The organism is Ruegeria sp. SCSIO 43209 (assembly GCF_019904295.1).
Classification (GTDB): domain Bacteria; phylum Pseudomonadota; class Alphaproteobacteria; order Rhodobacterales; family Rhodobacteraceae; genus Ruegeria.
This window is the reverse complement of the sequence record NZ_CP065359.1, coordinates 1,269,231-1,292,032: the sequence shown is the minus strand read 5'-3', so window position 1 is coordinate 1,292,032 and position 22,802 is coordinate 1,269,231. Positions and strand designations below refer to the sequence as shown.

Below are 22,802 nucleotides of genomic sequence, written 5' to 3'. Positions count from 1 at the left end.
CAACCCGCTTGTGCCAAGTCTCAATCGTAGATAACCATTCGCCCATGACAATGATCGCTGCCACCCCTGACGATAGTCAGGCCAAACGCAACGTTGCCGTTTTGGTGGCAGCACAGGCAATCCTGGGTGCACAGATGCCCATGATGTTCATCGTCGGCGGGCTGGCAGGCCAATCGCTGGCCAGCAACGCTTGCCTTGCGACGCTGCCGATTTCACTGATCGTTCTGGGTTCAATGCTGGCGGCCACGCCGATTTCGGCCATCATGCAACGCTGGGGACGCCGTGCCGGGTTTCTTGTGGGATCAACCGCAGGTGCCGCAGGGGGCGTTATCGGGGCTTACGGCCTTTATCTCGGCTCGTTCCCGATCTTCCTGATCGGCAGCTTCCTGACCGGCATATACATGAGCGCACATGGCTTTTATCGCTTTGCAGCAGCAGACACCGCCTCTGATGCATTTCGGCCCAAGGCGATCTCATACGTCATGGCCGGAGGGCTTGCGGCGGCGATCATCGGCCCTCAGATCGTCAAGCTGACCTCGCAGGCGTATGTGGTCCCGTTTTTGGGCACTTATCTGGCGGTGATCGCGATCAACGTAATCGGCTCAGCCCTGTTCTTCTTTCTCGACATCCCTACTCCGCCGAAACCGACCGAAGATGAACCCAAAGGTCGCACGCGGCTGGAGTTGCTGAAAACTCCACGCATCGCAGTAGCGATCATCTGCGCAATGGTTTCCTACGCGCTGATGAACCTTGTAATGACGTCTACACCTTTGGCCGTCGTCGGGTGCGGATATACCGAAGGTGATGCCGCGGATATCGTCACCAGCCACGTACTGGCGATGTACATTCCCAGCTTCTTCACCGGCCACCTGATCGCGCGGTTTGGGGTCGAAAAGATCGTAGCTCTCGGTTTGGCAATCCTTGGCGGCGCAGGCATTGTCGCCCTGCAAGGTGTTGATCTAGGTAACTTTTTCGTCGCCCTGATCCTGCTGGGCATCGGATGGAACTTTGGCTTCATTGGCGCCACCAGCATGTTGGCAGACTCGCATGAAGTGCACGAACGCGGTCGAATGCAGGGCCTGAATGACTTGCTGGTGTTTGGCGGCGTGACCTTTGCCTCGCTTGCCTCTGGCGGATTGATGAACTGCTCGGGCGGTTCAGCGGTCGAGGGTTGGACGGCCGTAAACCTCGCCATGATCCCGCTGCTGACCCTTGCAGGTGGCGCGCTGCTGTGGCTGGTTCTGAGGCCTTCGGACCCACAAACCGTCTGACGTTACCAGCGCCCGGTCGCTGCGGTTTTCATCAGCGTAAACCGACGTCGGATTTCACCCTGAGCCAACGCACCTGCGGCCACCCGGTCCGGTCTGGCCAATGCAGTCCGCAACACCCATTCCGTCTGCCACCCCGCATAGAGCGCAGGCCGTGCTTGTGCCGAGATCTCGTTGCGGGTGGACCGCGCTTGCGCCAATCGGTCCAAAGCCTTCTGCGCCAGCGCCCGAACCCCGTCATGGGTTCCGTCCAGCAAAGGAATGCGCCCACGTGCCTCAAGCTCGGGAATTGCGCGCAGCCAATTCGCGACTCCCGCTGCATATCCGAAATCACGCAGAACAGTTTCATCCGCCGAACCCAGAGCCTGCGCCGACACCACCATTAATGTCCCAGCGCTATGGGCAATATAGGCGTCAAAATGCGCCTCATCCTCGAACGGATCACGATAGATATCCCAACGCCTTACGGCCACATATTCATCCAGATGCGCTGCCAGATGCGGAGAAATCACGCGCGACACAGGTGTGACAACCTCGTGCCGACGAACAGATGGCCCTTCGGCAATCTCTTGCAAGGCATCGCGCCACCATTGCAGCCGCATCTCGGCGATCATGCTCTCTTGCGTCACCCACGGGGCACGGGCCACCTCGACGTTCAGCGCATAAATCGGGAACAAAACTGCCCGTGCCTCAACTGGCGCGGCCATGGCAGCCATAAAGCGATCGGGATCGGCCCGATGAACCAGCGCAGCACAAGCCTTGATGTCGTCGTCGAACTCCACCTTATTCGGCGGCCGCTGGCTGCGGGGCGCAATCGCTCACCAGTTTCCACTGAATCGCATCCAGCAGCGCTTCGAACGAGGCATCAATTATGTTCGCGCTCACCCCAACCGTAGACCAGCGCCGCCCTTGCCCGTCTTCGCTGTCGATGATCACGCGCGTGACCGCCTCGGTCCCGCCCTGAGTGATGCGCACCTTGAAGTCGACCAGCCGCATATCCGACAGTATCTGCGAATACTGCCCCAAATCCTTGGCCAGAGCTTTGGCGAGCGCGTTCACCGGACCGCGATCGCTACCGCTTTCATCCAGCGACTCACTTACCGACAGCTTCTTCTCGCCATCCACTTTCACAACAACAACCGCTTCGGACAGGCTGACCATCTTGTTGTATTTGTTTTTCCGGCGTTCAACGGTCACCTTATAGCGCTTGACCTCAAAGAACTCGGGTAACTGCCCCAATTCATCCCGCGCCAGCAGCTCAAAACTAGCCTGCGCGGTGTCGTAGGAATACCCCTCGGCCTCGCGCAGTTTTATCCGCTCAAGGATACGTCCCAACGCCGGATCGCCCGCTTCTACGGCCAATCCCGCATCGGTCAGACGTTTGCGCAGGTTCGATTGCCCAGCCTGGTTCGACATCGGAATGATGCGCGCATTTCCAACACTTGCCGGATTGATATGCTCATAGGTTGTCGGGTCCTTGAGGATCGCGCTGGCATGCAGCCCGGCCTTATGCGCAAAAGCCGACGCGCCCACATAGGCGCTCTGCTTGCTGGGCACTCGGTTCAGGATATCATCCAGCATCCGACTGATGCGCGTCAGCCCGGCCAGCGCCACGGGCATCACTCCGATCTCATAGCGCGAGGCATAGGGTTCTTTCAGCATCAGCGTTGGGATCAAAGCGGTCAGGTTGGCATTGCCACAGCGCTCTCCCAACCCATTCAACGTACCTTGAATCTGCCGCGCCCCCGCATCGACTGCAGCCAGCGAGCACGCCACTGCGTTCTCGGTGTCGTTATGCGTATGAATGCCCAGCCGATCCCCCGGCAGACCGGCCGCAATCACCTCGGATACGATCCGCCCGACCTCTGCCGGCAATGCTCCGCCATTGGTGTCACACAGAACCACCCACCGTGCCCCTGCATCGAGCGCAGCGCGGCAGACTTCAACCGCATATTCCGGGTTGTCCTTGTAGCCATCAAAAAAATGCTCGGCATCAAACAGAGCCTCCCGCCCCTGCGCCACGATATGCGCGACCGAGGCGCGAACGTTCTCGGTGTTTTCCTCCAGCGTGATACCAAGTGCGTGGGTCACGTGGTAATCGTGCGATTTCCCAACCAGACAAACGGCTGGTGTTCCCGCGTTCATTACAGCCGCCAGAACGTCATCATTCTCAGCCGACCTGCCCGAGCGTTTGGTCATTCCAAACGCCGTCATACAGGCCGACGTCTCAGGCGCGCTTTCAAAAAACGCACTGTCGGTCGGGTTCGCTCCGGGCCAACCCCCTTCGATGTAATCAATCCCCAGCGAATCCAACGCCTGCGCGATCTGCACCTTCTCGGCTGTCGAGAACTGCACACCCTGAGTTTGCTGCCCGTCGCGCAACGTGGTGTCGTAGAGGTAAAGGCGTTCCTTGGTCATTCGACCCCCTCCAGCTTGGCGGCGTCGAATCCGGCGCCGGGCACCAATTCCACACCATCCTTGCTCATCCGAACCTCAAGCCCGGCGGCGATATATGCCGCCTTTAGACGATCAACCTCAGAGAAATCCTTGCTCTGCATCGCAAACGCGCGCGCAGCGGCCAGCTTTTCTGCATGAGACGACAGATTAGCCGAAGCGGTCTCGGCCCAAGCGCCCATATCGTCCCCCAACAGTCCAACCAGCTGCGCACTTGCCAGCAAAGCCGAAGCATCACCATCTGCAGCCAAACGATGCAGTTCCGCGATGGCACCTGCCGTGTTCAGATCATCCGCAAGCGCATCGATGACCGCAGGTGCCGCGGTGGCGGCGGGCTCGATGCCCGCTGTCAACGCCCGCCACTTGCGCAATGTTGCCTCGGCTTCGCGCGCCTTCTTCTCGGTCCAGTCCATCGGCTTGCGATAATGGGTCTGCAGGAACACAAACCGGATCACTTCACCCGGCACACCCTGCTCAAGCAGATCATGAACGGTGAAGAAATTGCCCAGCGATTTGGACATTTTCTTGCCCTCGACCTGCAGCATCTCATTATGCATCCAGACACGCGCGAATTCGCCATGCGGGTGGGCACATTTGCTCTGAGCAATCTCGTTCTCGTGGTGCGGGAACATCAGATCGTTGCCGCCACCGTGAATATCAAAGCTCTCGCCCAGCAATTCATAGCTCATGGCCGAGCATTCGATATGCCAGCCCGGACGCCCCCGGCCCCATGGGCTGTCCCAGCCGGGCAACTCATCGGTCGACGGCTTCCACAGCACAAAATCCATCGGGTTCTTCTTGTAAGGCGCGACCTCGACCCGCGCCCCGGCGATCATGTCATCAACCGACCGCCCCGACAGCGCACCATAGTGTTCCTTCCAGCTGTCCACCGCGAACAACACGTGACCCTCGGCAGCATAAGCGTGCCCCTTGGCCATCAGGTCTTCGATCATCGCAATCATCTGCGCGATATACTCTGTGGCGCGCGGCATCGCGTTGGGTTCCAACGCCCCCAGCGCGCCCATGTCGTGCAGATACCAGCCGATGGTTTCGTCCGAACGTTCCTGCACCAACTGTTCCAAAGACCCGTCAGCCCCAGCCTTCTTGCGCGACAATGCGGTGGCGTTGATCTTGTCATCCACGTCGGTGAAATTGCGCACATAGGTCACGTGATCAGCACCGTATACATGCCGCAACAAACGATAGAGCACGTCGAACACAACCACAGGCCGTGCGTTCCCCAGATGCGCCCGATCATAGACCGTCGGACCACAGACATACATCCGCACATTATCGGGATCGATCGGCACGAAATCCTCTTTCGTCCGAGTCCTTGTATTGTGCAGTTTGATCGTCGTCATCGGGTCGTGCTCCTGAAACAGCATATACGTCACGCGTTGGCGCGGGCTTAGCAACTTGTCTCAGAGATGAAAACGAAAGAAACCGGCCCGCTTGAGAAATCAGCAGGTAATGCAGCAGATAATGATGCAAGTTTTCCGGTTCATGTGCTTGGCCTAGCACGGGATTGATGCTGAGCCAAGCCTTGAGTTTCAACCTCCACAGAGGCAGTCTGCCCACCATGACCCGTGATTACGTCAATTCCCTATGCGCAGACCTGCCCGGTGCCGAACTTTCGGACCCTTGGGGTGGCGGCCACGACGCATGGAAAGTTGGCGGCAAGATGTTCGCCTGCGTCGGTTCGGTCGGGGATGGTGTATCGGTCAAGACACCCGACATTGAGACCGCGCAGATGTTGATCGACGCAGGGATTGGCACCAAGGCCCCGTATTTTCACCGCAGCTGGGTTCGCCTGCCGTGGGAAACCGCCGCCGACGAGATGCAACATCGCCTGATCTCCTCATACGATATCGTCCGTGCATCGCTGACCAAGAAGATACAGGCGAGTTTGCCACCGCGAAGCTGATTGACAAAATTGCTGTGCTTTGCCCCATTTCGGCGTCATAGCCGGTCGGGAGAATCCCTTGAAACTATCGCATCGCATTACGCATCTGACCGAGGGTGGATCAGACGGCTGGGAGGTGTTCATCCGCGCGCGTCGGATGATTGCCGAAGGCCATGCCGTTACCGAGTTGACGATCGGCGAGCATGACATTCGGACCGATCAGTCAATATTGTCGGCCATGGAAAGTTCGGCCCGCAGCGGGCACACAGGATACGCGATGGTTCCGGGCACTGATCTGCTGCGTGATACTGTGGCCGCCCGTGTCCAAATGCGAACAGGTGTAGCGACCACTCGCAACAACGTTATCATCACCCCTGGCGGTCAGGCCGCATTGTTTGCGGCGCACACCGCGCTTTGCGATCCGGGCGATATCGCGCTCTACCTGGATCCGTATTATGCCACCTACCCCGGCACGATCCGTGGCGTTGGAGCGGTAGCCAAACGCATAGAAACACGCGCCGGAGATTTGTTCCAACCTCGCGCTTCCGATATCGATGGCGCGGCAGGCGGGGCCGTGTCGCTGCTGATAAACTCCCCAAACAATCCAACTGGTGTGGTCTATTCCGCCGAAACACTTTCTGCCATCGCCGAGGTTTGTCAGCGCCGCGATCTATGGCTGATTTCCGATGAAGTCTACGATACGCAGGTTTGGGAGGGTGAACACCTGTCACCTCGCGCTCTACCCGGCATGGCTGAGCGCACTCTGGTCGTGGGTTCAATGTCGAAATCTCATGCCATGACTGGCTCGCGGTGTGGGTGGATCGTTGCTCCGGAAGGCGTGATCGACCACCTGATCAACTTGGCAACACACACAACCTATGGTGTGCCCGGCTTTATACAGGATGCGGCCAACTATGCGCTGAGCGTGGGACAACCTCTCGAAGACAAAATCGCCGCGCCGTTTCGCCGCCGCCGCGCTCTGGCGATTGAAGTGCTGGCTGCGCAGCAGGTCGTCACCTTAATACCGGCGCAAGGCGCGATGTATCTGATGCTGGATATCCGGGCTACGGGTCTTAGCGGTGATGTGTTCGCAAATGCGCTGCTGGACACGCATGCCATCGCTGTGATGCCCGGTGAAAGCTTTGGTGCTGCCGCCGCAGGTCACATCCGCGTGGCCATGACAATCGATGACGAGAAATTCGTCACATCGCTACAGACCCTATGCGAATTTGCCGCTCAATTGGCAGAGGGATGACAATCGACCATCGAGTTTCAGAAGCGGAATGTGGTGCGCAAGTTGAAAACATTTGCGTCGAGGCTTCGACCAGACTCCGGTATATCATCGAAGTTCTGCCGCAGCGCTTCGCCACTGATTACAAACCGATCGCCAAGCGGATAGGCAACACCGATCCCGTAAACGGCTGCCGTATCACTGTCACCCGACGTACTGGCCCGCGCGGTTCCCAAGACAACATAGCCAAGGGCTGATCCAAAATCGTAGCCGCCGCGCAACTTCAATCGCGACATACTATCAAGGCTTCCTTCGGATTGTCCCAGATCAAGATTCAGGCGGTTATATTCCAACTCACCGCCAAGCACGAAATTTCCAAAATCATAGTCGTATCCGATCAGCGGGCCAAAACTGCCCCCGCTTCCGCCTGCCCCTCCGGACCCATCAACATCTGCATAACCAAAGCTGAAACCAGCGTACGCGCCTGTCCAGTCTTCTGCCACAACCTGCCCTGCACCTGTTATCAGTGCTGCGGCGAGTGCGGCCAGTAATGACTTCATGCAGACCTCCAAACATCCGTTGCCGGTTTGGGCGCATCCCCGAGGCAGTGATCTGCTGATCAGCCAACCCCAGTATTTACTTAAACCTAAGGTACAAATCCAAATAACTACGTGCAGATTAACAGATTCTTACCGCAATTGGAAAAAAACATTTAGTCACGAGGATTTGCGCCCAGTTCATTTTGACTGATGGCCCAATAAAATTAGTCCAAAGTCGCAAACAGAACAGATTGTCCAAAAGTGCATTGAAACAATGGGCGCATCAGACTGAGGAAGTTGATGCATAACGAAGTTTGGAAAATTCGGCTGGTCAGCCGCACCATTGGTGCGGATCGCGGTCGTGCGGCACGAGGACGGCCAGCACTGGTCTAGGTACACTCACCCACATCGTACTTTTTTGACCGGACACACACATGAACGAACAAACCCGAAACTCATCCCGCAGCGGTGGCCGCGCCGCGCGTCGTGCCGCCCGTGCGTCAGCTCTTCCGGAACATCTTCGCCCGATTCGGCCTGGTATGGAGGGCGGAACCCTGAAGGTTCTGACCCAAGCACAGATCGAACGCATCCACGAGGCCGCTCTGACCGCACTGGAAACCATCGGCCTTGCTGATGCGCCACAAAGTGGGATCGACTATCTCGTGGCTGCGGGATGCACCTTGGGCGACGATGGCCGCATCCGCTTTCCGCGCGCATTGGTCGAGGACACAATCGCCAAGGCCAATCGCTCGATCACTCTGCACAGCCGGGACGGCAAATCGGATCTGGAGCTGTCGGGAACGCGTGTCCATTATGGCACCGCAGGCGCAGCGGTCAGCATGGTCGACGTGCATGGGCAGGAATATCGCGACTCGACCCTGCAGGACCTGCATGACGCGACTCGCATCTGTGAACAGCTTGAAAACATTCACTTTGTTCAACGCCCCATGGTGTGCCGAGATATCGCCGACAACCTTGAGATGGATCTGAACACGGTCTACGCCACCACCTCAGGCACGTTCAAACACATCGGTACGTCGTTCACAGAGCCCAGCCATGTGGCCCCCGCCATCGAGATGCTGCACATGATCGCGGGCGGAGAGGACAAGTGGCGCGAGCGGCCCTTCATGTCCAACTCCAACTGCTTCGTTGTGCCCCCGATGAAATTCGCCACCGAAAGCTGCGAGGTGATGGAAGAATGCATCAAGGCCGGAATGCCGGTTTTGTTGCTTTCTGCGGGCATGGCAGGAGCTACCGCACCCTCGACCGTTGCCGGAGCGATCACACAAGCCACCGCCGAATGTCTGGCGGGTTTGGTTTATGTAAACGCCGTAAAGCCCGGTGCTCCCGCGATTTTTGGCACTTGGCCTTTTGGTCTGGACCTGCGCACGGGTGCAATGTCCATCGGCTCGGGTGAACAAGCTCTGCTAACCGCTGGCTGCGCGCAAATGCACCAGTTCTACGATCTGCCCGGTGGTGCCGCAGCTGGTGCATCGGACGCGAAATTGCCCGACATGCAGGCCGGTTGGGAACAAATGTGTTCGAACGTCATGGCTGGGCTGTCAGGCCTGAACATGGTGTATGAAGCCGCAGGCATGCATGCCTCGTTGCTGGGGTTCTGCCACGAGAGCCTGATCCTGAGCGATGACCTGATCGGACAGGCACAGCGCTGTGTGCGCGGAATCGAGGTAACGGACGAGACGCTGGCACTGGATCAGATGGCCGAAGTCTGCATGGGTGGTCCTGGGCATTATCTTGGCACCGATGCGACGCTAGGCCGTATGCAGGCAGATTACGTCTATCCTACCTTTGGTGACCGATCATCTCCGAAGGAATGGGTTGAGCTTGGCAAACCAGATCTGATCGAAAAGGCAGTGAAGCGGAAGGAAGAGATCCTCGCCGTGCCTTCCCCGGCCAGATTCGACCCGCTTCTGGACGCGGAAATTCGTGGCAAGTTCAACATTTACTTACCCGCGTAAGACACTGAAAAATAAGCGGCCCGGAGCTTCCGGGCCGCCAGTACTCCTGCTATATCAGCCGTTGGACGGCGGCAGCAGGCCCGCTTGTTCGGCGATGGTGATCTCATCCTGATCTAGCGCACCGTCGCCGTTTGCGTCCATCTGCGCAAAGCCTTCGGCATCAACGTCAGGCACGACGGCCTGAACTTCATCGATCGTCAGTACTCCGTCGCCGTTGGTATCGGCGGCGCTTTGGCCGACGGCCAATGTCGGCAGGCCAAGTGCGAAGGTTGAGATAAGGGCCAGAATTTGCGGTTTCATGTTATGCCTCCTGATTGCGTTTTCTTGAGTGTTTGCGTCCGGACAAGCGCCAAAAAAAGGCCATCCTGAAGGCGTGTCACCCGCTCAGATTGATATGGCCGCTTTCAAGCCAATCTCTGCGTGTTTGACTGAGTCGCATTTGCGGAGGCTTGCCGGGCGAAATGGCCAGGACAGGTTTCGGCAACTCTTGCCCGATCCAAACAGGATGATCCGGCAATGCCCTGCTCAGATCCGCGACTCGGGGTTGAAAAAAGAAAGGGGGCCGAAGCCCCCTGTCAGTTTCGCCTTCCAGGCTCATTTCGTTGACCGCCCGGTGTTTTTTTGCCTGCGGCCTGGACTGCGCATGGGACGAGCGCACCCGTCCCGTGAGAGAGTGGGAGGGAGCAAATATTCCGCCCCACCCTGTTCCCGGCCGACACGGGCATGTCGGCCGAGTGAAACAAGGCATCGATGGTAAGTCTCAGCGCCTTGCTTCGTATTCGTCGGGGCCGGTTACTGTGGCAGCATCCGACCCCTGCACCCCGGGTTGCCGGGGCGCTAAACTCAGCTACACCCGCTAGTTGCGCCGCAGGTGTTGCATTTCATGCAGGTGCCGTTGCGCACCAGCGTGTAGTTTCCGCATTCGCCGCATGGATCGCCCTCGTACCCTTGCATCTTGGCTTTGGTACGGGCGTCCATTCCGGTCGCAACCGCCGTCTCAGCGGGTGCTTCGAATGTCGCTGCGGTTTCGGCCATACCGGACACGTCGGCTTGACCACCATTGAAGACCATCAGATCCTGCGGTAGCCGCTTGCGCAGATACCCAGTCGAGCTGATTTGTTTCAGCACTTCCAGAGATTTGGTTGCCGCGCTTTCACTGATTTCCGATACGTTGGACAGACCATCCTCTTCGCCGCGACCCAGATCGTCGAAGGTTGCGCCTTCGGGTTTGACATGCGCCAGATCGGTGCGGTCCAGATAGGACACAGCCAGTTCGCGGAAGATGTAATCAAGGATCGACGTCGCGTTTTTGATCGAGTCGTTGCCCTGCACCATCCCGGCCGGTTCGAACTTGGTGAAGGTGAAAGCGTCGACGAACTCCTCCAGCGGCACGCCGTATTGCAGGCCAACCGACACAGCGATGGCAAAGTTGTTCATCATCGCCCGGAAGCCAGCGCCTTCCTTGTGCATGTCGATGAAAATCTCGCCCAGCTTGCCGTCTTCGAACTCACCGGTGCGCAGATAGACCTTGTGGCCGCCGACGATTGCCTTCTGGGTATAGCCCTTGCGGCGATGCGGCAGTTTCTCGCGATGGCTGCGGATCATTTCCTTGACCACAACCTTCTCGATCACCTTCTCGGCCAGAACGACAGCTTTTTCTTGCGTCGAACCGCTTTCCAGAATTTCCGCCGCTTCGTCATCATCTTCGACCAGCGCCGCGGCCAGAGGCTGCGACAGTTTCGATCCGTCACGATAGAGCGCGTTTGCCTTCACACCCAGCGACCAGCTGAGTTCGTATGCCTTCTGACAATCCTCGATGGTCGCGTCATTCGGCATGTTGATCGTCTTGCTGATCGCGCCCGAGATGAAGCTCTGCGCCGCCGCCATCATGGTGATGTGGCTATCAACCCCAAGGAAACGCTTGCCTTTTTTACCGCACGGGTTGGCGCAGTCGAAGATCGCGTAATGCTCTTCCTTCAGATGCGGCGCACCTTCCAGCGTCATGGTTCCGCAAACATGGTCGTTGGCCGCGTCGATATCCGCCTTGGTAAAGCCCAGATGACGCAGCAAATCGAAAGTCGGGTCATTCAGCTTGGTCGCCGGGATGCCCAGAACACCGGTGCAGAAGTCTTCACCCAGCGTCCACTGGTTGAAGACGAACCGGATGTCGAACGCGCTTTCCAGTGCGGCATCTACTTTTGCCAACTCGTTCGGGCCAAAACCATGACCGGTCAACGAGGTGTGGTTGATCCCCGGCGCGTTGCCGATGGTGCCATGACCAACCGCATAACCCACGATCTCTTCGATCTGAGCCGAGGAATAGCCCAGCTTTTCCAGCGCCGAAGGCACCGAGCGGTTGATGATCTTGAAGTAACCACCGCCGGCCAGCTTCTTGAACTTGACCAGAGCAAAGTCCGGTTCGATCCCGGTCGTGTCGCAATCCATCACCAGACCGATGGTGCCGGTTGGTGCGATAACTGTGGCCTGCGCGTTGCGATAACCGTTCTTTTCGCCGAGGCTCAGCGCTTCATCCCAAGCTGACATCGCCAGATCGATCAAACGCTTATCCGGGCAATTGTCGTGATCCAGAGGCACCGGCTTAACAGCCAGTTTTTCATAACCATCGGACACTCCTTGCGACGCACGACGGTGGTTGCGGATGACGCGCAGCATGTGGTCTGCGTTGCGCTCATATCCTTTGAACGGGCCAAGCTCGCCTGCAATCTCTGCCGAGGTCGCATAAGCCACACCGGTCATGATCGCGGTCAGCGCGCCACAGATCGAACGCCCCTCATCCGAGTCGTAGCTATAGCCCATGTTCATCAGCAGACCGCCAATGTTGGCATAACCCAGACCCAGCGTACGGAAATCGTAAGAGAGTTTCGCAATTTCCTTAGACGGGAACTGCGCCATGGTCACCGAGATTTCCAGCGTCAGCGTCCAAAGCCGCGAGGCGTGCATATAGTCCGCCGCCTGGAACTCACCGTCCTTGAAAAAGGTCAGCAAGTTCATCGACGCCAGGTTACAGGCAGTGTCATCGAGGAACATGTATTCCGAACACGGGTTCGAACCGCGGATTTCACCGTCTTCGGGGCAAGTGTGCCATTCGTTGACAGTATCATGGAACTGGATGCCAGGATCGGCACAGGCCCATGCGGCGTGGCCGACCTTTTCCCACAAATCACGAGCTTTGACTGTACGAGCAACCTTGCCGTCGGTGCGGTTGATCAGTTCCCAATCCGCGTCTTTTTCAACTGCGGTCAGGAACGCATTGGTCACCCGGATCGAGTTGTTCGAGTTTTGGCCCGAGACCGAGCTATAAGCCTCTGAATCCCAGTCCGTATCGTAGGTCGGGAATTCAATGCTGTCGTGGCCCTGCTTGGCGTAGTCCAGAACGCGCTTGATGTAAGTTTCTGGGATCGCGACCTTTTTCGCTTCGCGAACCGCATTTTTCAGGGCGTCGTTTGCGTTTGGATCATGGGCATCATCGGCAGAGCCGTCCCAAGACCGGATGGCCTCGAAAATACCGTTCAGCATCTTCTCGTGCATCTTCGATCCGGCAACGATCGAGGCCACCTTCTGCTCTTCGATCACTTTCCATTCGATGAATTGCTCGATGTCCGGGTGATCTGCATCGACGATTACCATCTTTGCTGCTCGACGGGTTGTACCGCCTGATTTGATCGCGCCAGCGGCGCGGTCGCCGATCTTGAGAAATCCCATGAGGCCCGAAGACTTGCCGCCACCCGAAAGCGCTTCACCCTCTGCACGCAGATGGCTGAAGTTGGTTCCGGTGCCCGAGCCATACTTAAACAGGCGCGCCTCACGCACCCACAAGTCCATGATGCCGCCTTCGTTGACCAGATCATCGTCGACCGACTGGATGAAGCACGCATGCGGTTGCGGATGCTCATAAGCGGATTTCGATTTGGTTAGCTTGCCGGTTTTGTAGTCAACATAGTGGTGCCCCTGCGCCGGGCCATCGATCCCATATGCCCAGTGCAGACCGGTGTTGAACCACTGTGGCGAGTTCGGAGCTGCGCGCTGGGTCGCCAGCATATAGCGCATCTCGTCAAAATAGGCGCTCGCGTCCTCTTCAGTCGAGAAATAGCCGCCCTTCCAGCCCCAATAAGCCCACGCGCCGGCCAGACGATCAAAAACCTGTTTCGATGAGGTTTCGCCATCAAATTCAGCGTCTTCCGCAGGAACCGATCGCCACAGAAATTCGGGAACGTCCTTTTCCTTAACCTTCTTCAGCTTGGAAGGAACACCGGCCTTGCGGAAGTACTTCTGTGCGATGACATCGCTAGCCACCTGGCTCCATTTTGCAGGCACTTCGATCTCGTCCAGACGGAACACGATTGTGCCATCCGGATTGCGAATCTCGGATGTTGCGGACACAAAATCCAGATCGGCATATGCATCCTGTCCCGGTTTGGTGAATTTTCTTTCAATCTTCATGTCCGCTGCCCCAGCTTCGATCTGTCCAAATTTCAAGTCCCGGCACTAAATCTTGATGCTGCGGGGTGCCGCCCGCACTACCGACGAATTTGAGACGCAAGGGACCGGACGCTGCCTAGAACAGCGCAGAACCGCGAATACGGTCTACGTCATAGTGGTTTGCTTTCCGTCCCTCGCCCGATGCCTTTTCCGGTCATTGCCTACCAGATTTAGTGGCTCGTCTTTCGGCCCATACAATCTGACGTATATTCCCATAGTTGGTCAACGGGCTTTTTCGGTCATTTTTGGAATCTTTTAGCTTGACCTGTTTTGCTGAACCGGCGGAATTTCGCCGCATCGCGATTCCTCCACAGACATGTCCCGCACGACCAGCCCATTCCGCCTTGATGTGTCAGAGTGATTTCTCGTGTTTTCCGCCACAGTTAGAGGTCATTGATCAACCGATCCCGCGTTAAGGACATGTTCAGAGAATCATCGTCACGACATCGCAGCGCGTGCCATACTTGAAATCACACGACATTTCTGGATGGGAAATCTACTCTACATGCGTTTGATTTCATTGTTAACTATTGTGGCGCTAATCGTGTCCTGCACATCACAGGAAGCACCACCTGCATCTCGCAGCGCGCAATTCGACGGTTATCCGCAGAACCTTTTCAATTCCTTCAGGACCGACTGCGCGGGGCCGGGCGACAAGTATATCAAGACCACCGCAAGCATCTTTGAATGCCGCGAGACCTTGCCGCCCGAGGCAACGGCGTATTTGATTCTCAGCTTCAACGGTTATCCGCAGAACTTGCCGCAGATCGTAACGCGGCTGAGCTCGACCAAGAATCAGGCCGGGTATCGCGTGGACGCAGAGTTGTACTTTCTGGTTCCGCAGAAAGATGGTTCAACTCTTAGAATACCTATTGAAAGCAAAGATTTGGACAGGGATTTTTCCAAGCTCTACACCGATTATGGCGGAACGCCAGTGTAGAGGAAAAATGGTCGGGGCGGCAGGATTCGAACCTACGACCCCCTGTACCCAAAACAGGTGCGCTACCAGACTGCGCCACGCCCCGGACCGTGCGCCTTCCTAAACGTGCCGATCTGATTTGAAAAGCCCTAACAGGGCCAAATTGCAGGACCTTGCGAAAAAACTTCGTGGCGCATCTGCGATCCAGGCCGAATGGCGTAACGCTCGGCTAGGCCAGCGTTGATTTCCAGGACCGCATAAACCGAATCGCCGCCTTCGATTGGGCTCAGATCCCCCGGAATTGCACCTTCGTGCACACGCGTCACCCTGCCCGCGCGATCAACAAAGATCATATCAAGCGGAATCAGGGTATTCTTCATCCAGAACGCAACAGGTTGCGGCGGATCAAAAACAAACAACATTCCAGATCTGTTGGGCATGCTTTCGCGAAACATCAATCCGCGCGATCGCTCTTTCGGTGTGATGGCCAGCTCAACGTCGAAGCGAACCTCTGCCAGATCATTTCGAAGCTCGACACGATCCGGACGGCATTCAGCCCGCGCGATCCCGCCAATCAAAAAACTCAGGAGCGCCAGTACGAAAGCCGTTCTCATCATTCAGAACCTAGTCGTTCAGGGCCGCTTCCCAGGCCAGAACCTGCGCGGCCATTCTTCCGCGCTTGCCATCAATGACCCGCATGGCCAGCGCTTCGCCCGGTTGCAGATCTGCCAACCCAGAACGACGTAGCACCTCGATATGCAGGAATACGTCTTCACTGCTGCCGAAAACATTGGCAAAGCCAAACCCTTTGCCCTTGTCGAACCATTTGACGCGCGCAGCCTCAAGCGGAGCGCTGCCGATCACGGTTGGATCAAGCTCGGCAAAATCGGCCAACATCATGGTTTCCGCGCGAACAGGCGGGTCAACACTGATCACTTCGACCGCTTGAACACCGCGATCAGTTTTGTGGGTCATGATCTCGATGCCGGCGCCATCCGCGACCGAGCTTTGCCCGAAGTTTCGCAGCACGTTGACGTGCAACAGAATGTCCGGGCCGCCTTCGTCAGACACAACAAATCCGTATCCCTTGGCGGGATCGAACCATTTTACGTGTCCACGGACGCGGTACATGCTGTTCAGATCTTCTGGCACTGTTTTCCCATTACGATAGGCAAGTCGTTAAGGGTTTCTTGTTTATGTTTTGGCTCGCAAATTCAAGCTGAAAAAAGCTATTGTCTGCAAACAGTTGCATTTCACGCAACGCGAACGTCATGGATTTAACCTCAGCACTTGCCAGTCGGAATCGACATTTTGTCGCTTCCACTGAAACCTGTCATGCAACCTGAAGGCACCATCGGCCCAGAACTCGACTTCGACAGGTGTTACACGGTATCCCCCCCAAAATTCAGGGCGAGGCGGGTTGGTACCCAACTTTGCGGTCACTTTAGCCACTTCGGCCATCAGGGATGCACGACTTTCCAGCGGTTGCGACTGGTGTGACGCCCAAGCACCCAAGCGGCTTTTGAGCGAGCGCGAGGCGTAGTATGCGTCCGCCTGCGGCCCATCTTCCTTGGTGATTGTACCACGAACACGGATTTGTCGCCGCAAAGATTTCCAATGCATCACAAAAGCCGCTTTGTGGGCGCTGTCCAACTCCTGAGCCTTGGCGCTGTGATAGTTCGTATAGAAAACAAACGCGTCCTTCTCGATTTCCTTCAGCAGAACCATACGGGCGTTCGGCAAACCTTCCGGGTCCACGGTTGCCAAAGCAATCGCATTAGGATCATTCGGTTCGGTCTTTTCTGCCTCGGCCAGCCACCGATCCGCGATTTCAAACGGATCAGCCCCGGCGAAGATGCCATTATGCTCGTTCATTTCCATCCCCAGGAAACAATTAACATGACCCTAAGGCGAGAACCCGCTGCGGGCAAGAGCGCATGGCCTTGAAGCAGGACAATCAATGGCATAAACCAACCGAACACAATGCGACGACAGGCGGAGAACCGAAGATGTCAAATCAGTTGATGGCCGGAAAACGCGGCCTCATCATGGGACTGGCCAATGACAAATCAATCGCATGGGGTATCGCCCGCGCCTTGTCCGACGCCGGGGCCGAGCTGGCCTTTTCCTATCAGGGGGACGCCCTGAAAAAACGCGTCGATCCATTGGCGGCGCAGTTGGGCAGCGAGATCGTTTTGCCCTGTGACGTCAGCGACGAAGAATCAATTAATGAACTCTTCAGCGCGCTCGAAAAGAAATGGGGTAAACTGGATTTCGTCGTCCACGCCATTGGCTTTTCTGACAAGAACGAATTGCGCGGGCGTTACGTCGACACGTCGCGCGCGAACTTTAACCTGACGATGGATGTTTCGGTCTACTCTTTCACCGCCGTTATGCAGCGCGCGGAGAAAATGATGAACGAAGGCGGCAGTGCGATCACCCTCACCTATTACGGCGCTGAACAGGTCATGCCACACTACAATGTAATGGGTGTTGCAAAAGCCGCCCTTGAGGCATCCGTAAAGTATCTGGCCGAGGATTTGGGCAAAGACGGCATTCGCGTGAATTCGATCTCGGCAGGCCCGATCAAAACGCTCGCGGCCAGCGGCATCGGCGATTTCCGTTACATCATGAAGTGGAACGAGTATAACTCGCCCCTGCGCCGGAATGTGACCATCGATGATGTTGGTAAATCGGCCCTGTATCTGCTGTCTGATCTCAGCAGCGGAGTGACAGGTGAAAATCTGCACGTGGATTCAGGCTATCACATCGTCGGAATGAAGGCCGTCGACGCGCCGGACGTTGAAAAAGGATAACAGACCATGAGCGCCAAGGACCGCCTGCCACACGAAAAAGGCTTCCACATCAGCTGGGATCAGATTCATCGCGACTCGCGCGCTCTTGCGTGGCGTCTGGATGGGCAAGGACCAGATGACGGCGCTTGGCGTGCAGTCGTGGCAATTACACGTGGCGGCATGGCCCCCGCGATGATCGTCAGCCGCGAACTGGATATCCGTACGGTCGATACTGTCAGCGTGAAATCCTATCATCATCAAGCGCAGGGCGAAGCAGAAATTCTCAAAGCGCCCAATGCTGATCTGATGGGTGATGGCACCGGTATTCTGATCATCGACGATCTGGTCGATAGCGGCAAAACGCTGGAACTGGTGCGCGAGATGTTCCCCAAAGCGCATTTCGCGACCGTATACGCCAAGCCCAAGGGCCGTCCGATGGTAGACACCTTCATTACCGAGGTCAGTCAGGACACATGGATTTTCTTCCCATGGGACATGGCGCTGCAATATGTCGAACCATATCGGGGCACCGATTAATCAAGCGTTTCAACTAAGCGCTGAAATCACGGACTCACCATGACAATGACCCGCACTGCCGCCACCTTTGCCCCTCCGGTGATGGAGGCACGCCGTTGGCTGGACGGGGTCGAGTTCGCAGTTGACCGTCCGTTGATCAATGTCAGTCAGGCGGCTCCGGTCGATCCGCCCCCGTTAGCGCTGCGGCAAGCAATGGCCGAATTCGCGGTCGAGCAGGACAGCGCACATCTTTACGGCCCGGTTCTGGGCAACGATGACCTGCGGTCCGAACTCGCGGCTCAGATCAGCGCACATTATGCGGCTGAGGTATCGGCGAATCAGATCGCAATCACCTCGGGTTGCAATCAGGCCTTTTCAGCCGTGATTTCGGCAATTACCGATCAGGGGGATGAGGTGATCCTTCCGACCCCTTGGTATTTCAATCACAAGATGTGGCTGGATATGGCTGGGGTAAAAACCGTTGATTTGCCCACAGACGATGATTTGCTTCCCGATCCGGAACGCGCCCGCGCCCTTATCACCGAAAAGACACGGGCGATTTCGTTGGTGACGCCGAATAATCCCGGTGGTGTCGAATATCCTGCGGACTTGGTGCGCCGCTTCTTTGATCTTGCGCGGGAAACGGGGCTTCGTCTTTTGGTTGACGAAACCTATCGCGATTTCGACAGTCGATCAGGCGCGCCTCATGACCTGTTCCAGCAATCGGGTTGGGACGATACGTTTGTCCATCTCTACTCGTTCTCAAAAGCCTATCGCCTGACCGGTCACCGTGTCGGCGCGATTTCAACCAGCCCCGCCCTGTTGGCGGAGATCGAAAAATTTCTGGACACGGTCGCGATCTGCCCCGGCCAGATCGGCCAGTTTGCCGCGCTTTGGGGAATGCGGAACTTGACCCAATGGGTTGCGGGTGAACGAGATGAAATTCTCGACCGAAGAGCCGCCATTGCAGAAGGAATGCCACGCCTTGAAGACAAAGGCTGGCGTCTTTTGGGACTTGGCGCTTACTTTGCCTACCTCGAACATCCCTTTGGCATCGCTTCCGACGAATTGGCCCGACGGCTGGTACCCGAGGCAGGTATACTGCTTTTGCCGGGTACCATGTTCATGCCAGAGGGCGATTCCGCGGGAAAGCGGCAGGTTCGTGTAGCATTTGCCAACCTCGACCGCGCCGGTATCGCGCAATTGTTCGACCGATTGCAGGGCTTGTCCTTCTAAGCTTGCCCCCCGGCTGCACGCATCGTATTCAGGGCCGCAACCGACTGGGCAGACATTTGCCGACAAAACCAAGAGGGCACCATGGCCGCAGGCATGAAAAACCTATCCAAAACCTTTGTCTGGATTCTCATGGGTCTTTTGATGCTGGGCCTTGCGGGCTTTGGCGCCACCAGCCTGACCGGAACCGTGCGTACGGTTGCGCAGGTCGGTGATGAAAGCATTTCGGTCGACGCGTATTTTCGTGAGCTTCAGCGCGAGATCCGGGCCGTCGAAGCACAAACCGGACAGGCAATGCAGATTTCGCAGGCACATGATCTTGGCCTCGATCAACTTGCCCTTTCGCGCCTGATCGCGCTGGCCGCAATCGATAACGAGGTCGGACAGCTTGGCATTTCGATCGGTGACGAGAACCTGCAGGACGAGATTGTACAGATACCGGCGTTCCAAGGTGTAAACGGTACATTCGACCGCGAAGCCTATCGCTTTCAGCTGGAACAGGTCGGAATGACCGATTCCGAATTCGAATCGGATCTGCGCAAAGAATCTTCACGCACCATCGTTCAGGGTGCGGTCATGAGCGGTGTTGAAATGCCCCGTACGCTGACCGAGGCTTTGTCGAACTATGTGCTGGCCCGCCGCAGCTTTACCGTGGCGACCCTGTCAGCCGACCTTCTCGAAACGCCCGTGGCCCAACCCACAGACGCGCAGATTCAGACATATTACGATGAGAATACCGATCAGTTCACCCTGCCCCGCACCAAGCAACTGACCTACGCCATTCTGTCGCCCGACATGCTGCTCGACACGATCGAAGTGGACGAAGATTCTCTGCGCCGTCTATACGACCAACGCGCTGACGAATTTTTCCAACCCGAGCGCCGCTTGGTCGAGCGTCTGCCCTATCCCAGCGAAGAATCCGCAACCGAGGCGCTGGCACAACTTGAAGTTGGCGGGGCCGATTTCGAACAGTTGGTCCGCGAACGTCAGCTTGAGCTGAGCGATGTTGATCTGGGCGATGTCACCCGTGAAGATCTGGGCGATGCAGCCGACGCCGTGTTTGCCGCCGAGATCGACGATGTGGTCGGCCCGCTTCCCACGGTGTTCGGCCCTGCCCTGTTCCGGATCAATGGATCGCTGGCCGAGAACAATGTCAGTTTCGAAGACGCCGAACCCGAACTTCGTGCAGAACTCGCCGCCGACCGAGCGCGCCGTCAGATCGAAGCACAGGCCGAAGACATCAACGACCTGCTTGCAGGCGGCGCAACACTGGAAGAACTGGCCGGTGAGACCGAGATGGAACTGGGTCAGATCGACTGGACCCAGCAAAGCGACGATGGCGTTGCCGCGTATGACGGCTTCCGCTCAGTCGCTGAGGCTGTGCAAGAAGGTGATTTCCCAGAGGTCGCGTTCCTTGAAGATGGTTCGATCTTTGCGTTGCGCTTGAATGAAGTGCTGGAACCGCGCCCGGAACCTCTGGAAAGCGCCCGTGACCGTGTCGCCGAGGCATGGCTGCAGGTAGAAACTGCGAAAGCGCTGCAAAATCAGGGCAACACGGTTCTGACCCAACTGGCAACAAATGGCGACTTTACCGCCACAGGCCTGCCCTTCCGCGTCGAAAATGCGCTGACACGTACCGCATTCCTCGAGGATGTTCCCGTGGACTTCATGACTCAGGTGTTTGAAATGGACCCTGGCGAGCTGCGTGTCATTCCCGGAAACGGTAACGCCCTGATCGTGCGTCTGGATGAAGAGCTGCCTCCGGCGGAAACCGATGAGCAACGCCAGATGCAGGATGCACTGGCTGCGCAATTGAGCCAGGCGCTGGCGCAGAACATCTTTGACATCTATGTGCGCAATGCCCAGACACGCGCACGCCCTGTGCTGGATCAGCAAGCGCTGAACGCGGTACGGGCCAGTTACTAAAAGAGACAGAACATGGCCCTGACCCCGGATTTCGAAAGTTTCGCGCGCGCTTATGATGCGGGCGAAAATCAGGTCGTCTATACCCGCCTCGCCGCTGATCTGGATACGCCGGTTTCACTGATGCTGAAACTGACAGGCGCTCAGAAAGACGCCTTCATGCTCGAGTCGGTAACCGGGGGTGAAGTGCGTGGGCGCTATTCGATCATCGGAATGAAGCCCGATCTGATTTGGCGCTGTCAGGGCGAGACATCGGCCTTGAACCGATCAGCCCGCTTCGATGCCGAGGCGTTCGAGCCACAGGATGGCAACCCGATGGACAACTTGCGCGCCTTGTTGGCTGAAAGCCGCATCGCGCTTCCCGATGACCTGCCGCAGGCCGCCGCTGGCCTATTTGGCTATCTGGGCTACGACATGGTCCGGTTGGTGGAATACCTGCCGGATGTGAACCCTGACCCGTTGGGCCTGCCCGATGCGATCATGCTGCGCCCCTCGGTCATTGCTGTGTTGGACGGCGTCAAAGGCGAGGTTACCGTGGTGTCGCCCGCCTGGGTCAGCGAGGGGCAAACCGCCAAAGCCGCCTATGCGCAGGCTGCCGAGCGTGTGATGGATGCCGTGCGTGATCTTGAGCGTGCCATGCCGGCCGAGACGCGCGATCTGGGTGACGCAATAGAAGTTGGGGCTCCTGTCTCTAACTTCACCAAATCGGGCTATATGGAAGCCGTTGAAAAGGCCAAGGAATATATCCGTGCAGGTGATATCTTTCAGGTCGTCCCAGCCCAACGCTGGACACAGGATTTTCCGCAGCCGCCATTTGCTCTCTATCGCTCGCTGCGGCGCACCAACCCGTCGCCGTTCATGTTCTATTTCAACTTCGGCGGCTTTCAGGTCGTAGGTGCAAGCCCAGAAATTCTGGTGCGTGTCTTCGGCAATGAGGTCACGATCCGCCCTATCGCGGGTACCCGCCCGCGTGGCGCGACGCCCGAAGAAGACAAAGCCAACGAAATCGACCTGCTGGCCGACAAGAAAGAACTGGCCGAGCACCTCATGTTGCTGGACCTGGGCCGCAATGACACCGGGCGTGTTTCTAAGATTGGAACCGTGCGTCCTACCGAAGAGTTCATCATCGAGCGCTACAGCCACGTGATGCACATCGTATCAAACGTGGTCGGTGAACTGGCCGAAGACAAGGACGCATTGGACGCGTTCTTTGCCGGGATGCCTGCAGGCACGGTATCAGGCGCGCCCAAAGTGCGCGCGATGGAGATCATCGACGAGTTGGAGCCTGAAAAGCGCGGCATCTACGGTGGCGGTGTAGGGTATTTCAGCGCAGGCGGCGACATGGATATGTGCATCGCGCTGCGGACGGCCATTGTGAAAGACCACAAACTGTATATCCAAGCTGGAGGCGGCGTTGTCTATGACAGCGACCCCGAAGCGGAATACATGGAGACCGTCCATAAATCGAACGCCATTCGCCGCGCGGCTGCGGATGCGGCGCGGTTTACAGGCAGCGGAAACAGCTAGCGGGGTGGCGGATGG

General features: G+C 57.3%; 19 protein-coding genes and 1 tRNA gene. 10 read left to right on the top strand and 10 right to left on the bottom strand.

The genetic code is table 11. The features are described 5' to 3' along the window. Positions 1–44: 44 nt before the first annotated feature. Positions 45–1,271, top strand: coding sequence for an MFS transporter (locus tag I5192_RS06490; protein ID WP_223118012.1), 1,227 nt, complete (start codon positions 45–47; stop codon positions 1,269–1,271). Between the two features lie 2 nt (positions 1,272–1,273). Here the strand turns inward: I5192_RS06490 and I5192_RS06485 are convergent, their stop codons facing one another. The 3 genes from I5192_RS06485 to cysS are packed head-to-tail and all read right to left on the bottom strand — an operon-like array spanning position 1,274 to position 5,083. Further along, positions 1,274–2,050 carry a squalene/phytoene synthase family protein gene (locus I5192_RS06485; RefSeq protein ID WP_170734966.1) on the bottom strand — a complete coding sequence of 259 codons (777 nt, stop codon included), beginning with the start codon at positions 2,048–2,050 and terminating at the stop codon, positions 1,274–1,276. A 1-nt stretch (position 2,051) separates the two neighbouring features. Further along, entirely contained in the window at positions 2,052–3,686 is a 1,635-nt protein-coding gene (gene cimA / locus I5192_RS06480) for a citramalate synthase (RefSeq protein ID WP_223118011.1), read from the bottom strand. Next, positions 3,683–5,083 (bottom strand): cysteine--tRNA ligase, encoded by a 1,401-nt coding sequence (cysS, locus tag I5192_RS06475; RefSeq protein WP_223118010.1) that lies wholly within the window; start codon positions 5,081–5,083, stop codon positions 3,683–3,685. Before cysS ends, cimA begins: the two co-directional genes overlap by 4 nt. A gap of 218 nt (positions 5,084–5,301) precedes the next feature. On the opposite strand from cysS, the gene I5192_RS06470 reads away from it, so the two are divergent. Together I5192_RS06470 and I5192_RS06465 are read left to right on the top strand one after the other, a co-directional pair. Beyond that, a complete protein-coding gene (locus I5192_RS06470; protein ID WP_170562594.1) occupies positions 5,302–5,646 on the top strand; it encodes an MmcQ/YjbR family DNA-binding protein in 345 nt (114 codons plus the stop codon). 58 nt (positions 5,647–5,704) lie between these two features. Beyond that, entirely contained in the window at positions 5,705–6,880 is a 1,176-nt protein-coding gene (locus I5192_RS06465; protein ID WP_223118009.1) for a pyridoxal phosphate-dependent aminotransferase, read from the top strand. Between the two features lie 17 nt (positions 6,881–6,897). Here the strand turns inward: I5192_RS06465 and I5192_RS06460 are convergent, their stop codons facing one another. Continuing rightward, the gene (locus I5192_RS06460; RefSeq protein WP_170405935.1) at positions 6,898–7,416 is read right to left on the bottom strand and encodes an outer membrane protein; all 519 of its coding nucleotides are present in this window, start codon (positions 7,414–7,416) and stop codon (positions 6,898–6,900) included. Between the two features lie 413 nt (positions 7,417–7,829). On the opposite strand from I5192_RS06460, the gene I5192_RS06455 reads away from it, so the two are divergent. Next, positions 7,830–9,374, top strand: coding sequence for a trimethylamine methyltransferase family protein (locus tag I5192_RS06455; RefSeq protein ID WP_170421793.1), 1,545 nt, complete (start codon positions 7,830–7,832; stop codon positions 9,372–9,374). 54 nt (positions 9,375–9,428) lie between these two features. Here I5192_RS06455 and I5192_RS06450 read toward each other — a convergent pair whose 3' ends face one another. Beyond that, entirely contained in the window at positions 9,429–9,674 is a 246-nt protein-coding gene (locus I5192_RS06450; RefSeq protein ID WP_170405941.1) for a hypothetical protein, read from the bottom strand. Between the two features lie 543 nt (positions 9,675–10,217). Further along, complete coding sequence (locus I5192_RS06445) at positions 10,218–13,835, bottom strand: vitamin B12-dependent ribonucleotide reductase (protein WP_223118008.1); 3,618 nt, start codon at positions 13,833–13,835, stop codon at positions 10,218–10,220. 544 nt (positions 13,836–14,379) lie between these two features. Here I5192_RS06445 and I5192_RS06440 point away from each other — a divergent pair. After that, positions 14,380–14,814 carry a hypothetical protein gene (locus tag I5192_RS06440; protein WP_170392985.1) on the top strand — a complete coding sequence of 145 codons (435 nt, stop codon included), beginning with the start codon at positions 14,380–14,382 and terminating at the stop codon, positions 14,812–14,814. An 8-nt stretch (positions 14,815–14,822) separates the two neighbouring features. Here I5192_RS06440 and I5192_RS06435 read toward each other — a convergent pair. The 4 genes from I5192_RS06435 to pdxH form a co-directional block, all read right to left on the bottom strand. After that, positions 14,823–14,899: transfer RNA gene (locus I5192_RS06435), tRNA-Pro, on the bottom strand. A gap of 43 nt (positions 14,900–14,942) precedes the next feature. Further along, positions 14,943–15,410, bottom strand: coding sequence for a DUF192 domain-containing protein (locus tag I5192_RS06430; RefSeq protein WP_223118007.1), 468 nt, complete (start codon positions 15,408–15,410; stop codon positions 14,943–14,945). Positions 15,411–15,417: 7 nt separating this feature from the next. Further along, on the bottom strand, positions 15,418–15,945 hold the full coding sequence (locus I5192_RS06425) for a cold-shock protein (RefSeq protein ID WP_170392983.1): 528 nt from the start codon (positions 15,943–15,945) through the stop codon (positions 15,418–15,420). Between the two features lie 117 nt (positions 15,946–16,062). Next, on the bottom strand, positions 16,063–16,668 hold the full coding sequence (pdxH, locus tag I5192_RS06420) for a pyridoxamine 5'-phosphate oxidase (RefSeq protein ID WP_170405948.1): 606 nt from the start codon (positions 16,666–16,668) through the stop codon (positions 16,063–16,065). A gap of 134 nt (positions 16,669–16,802) precedes the next feature. Between pdxH and fabI the strand changes: the two genes are divergently transcribed. The 5 genes from fabI (at position 16,803) to trpE (ending at position 22,787) form a co-directional block, all read left to right on the top strand. Beyond that, positions 16,803–17,609 carry an enoyl-ACP reductase FabI gene (gene fabI / locus I5192_RS06415; RefSeq protein WP_170405951.1) on the top strand — a complete coding sequence of 269 codons (807 nt, stop codon included), beginning with the start codon at positions 16,803–16,805 and terminating at the stop codon, positions 17,607–17,609. A gap of 6 nt (positions 17,610–17,615) precedes the next feature. Then, positions 17,616–18,125: a xanthine phosphoribosyltransferase gene (gene gpt / locus I5192_RS06410; protein WP_170392980.1), complete on the top strand. Its 510-nt coding sequence runs from the start codon at positions 17,616–17,618 to the stop codon at positions 18,123–18,125. Positions 18,126–18,164: 39 nt separating this feature from the next. Continuing rightward, a complete protein-coding gene (locus tag I5192_RS06405) occupies positions 18,165–19,340 on the top strand; it encodes an aminotransferase (protein ID WP_223118006.1) in 1,176 nt (391 codons plus the stop codon). Between the two features lie 81 nt (positions 19,341–19,421). After that, the gene (locus tag I5192_RS06400) at positions 19,422–21,263 is read left to right on the top strand and encodes a SurA N-terminal domain-containing protein (protein WP_223118005.1); all 1,842 of its coding nucleotides are present in this window, start codon (positions 19,422–19,424) and stop codon (positions 21,261–21,263) included. 12 nt (positions 21,264–21,275) lie between these two features. Further along, complete coding sequence (trpE, locus tag I5192_RS06395; RefSeq protein WP_223118004.1) at positions 21,276–22,787, top strand: anthranilate synthase component I; 1,512 nt, start codon at positions 21,276–21,278, stop codon at positions 22,785–22,787. Positions 22,788–22,802 lie beyond the last annotated feature (15 nt).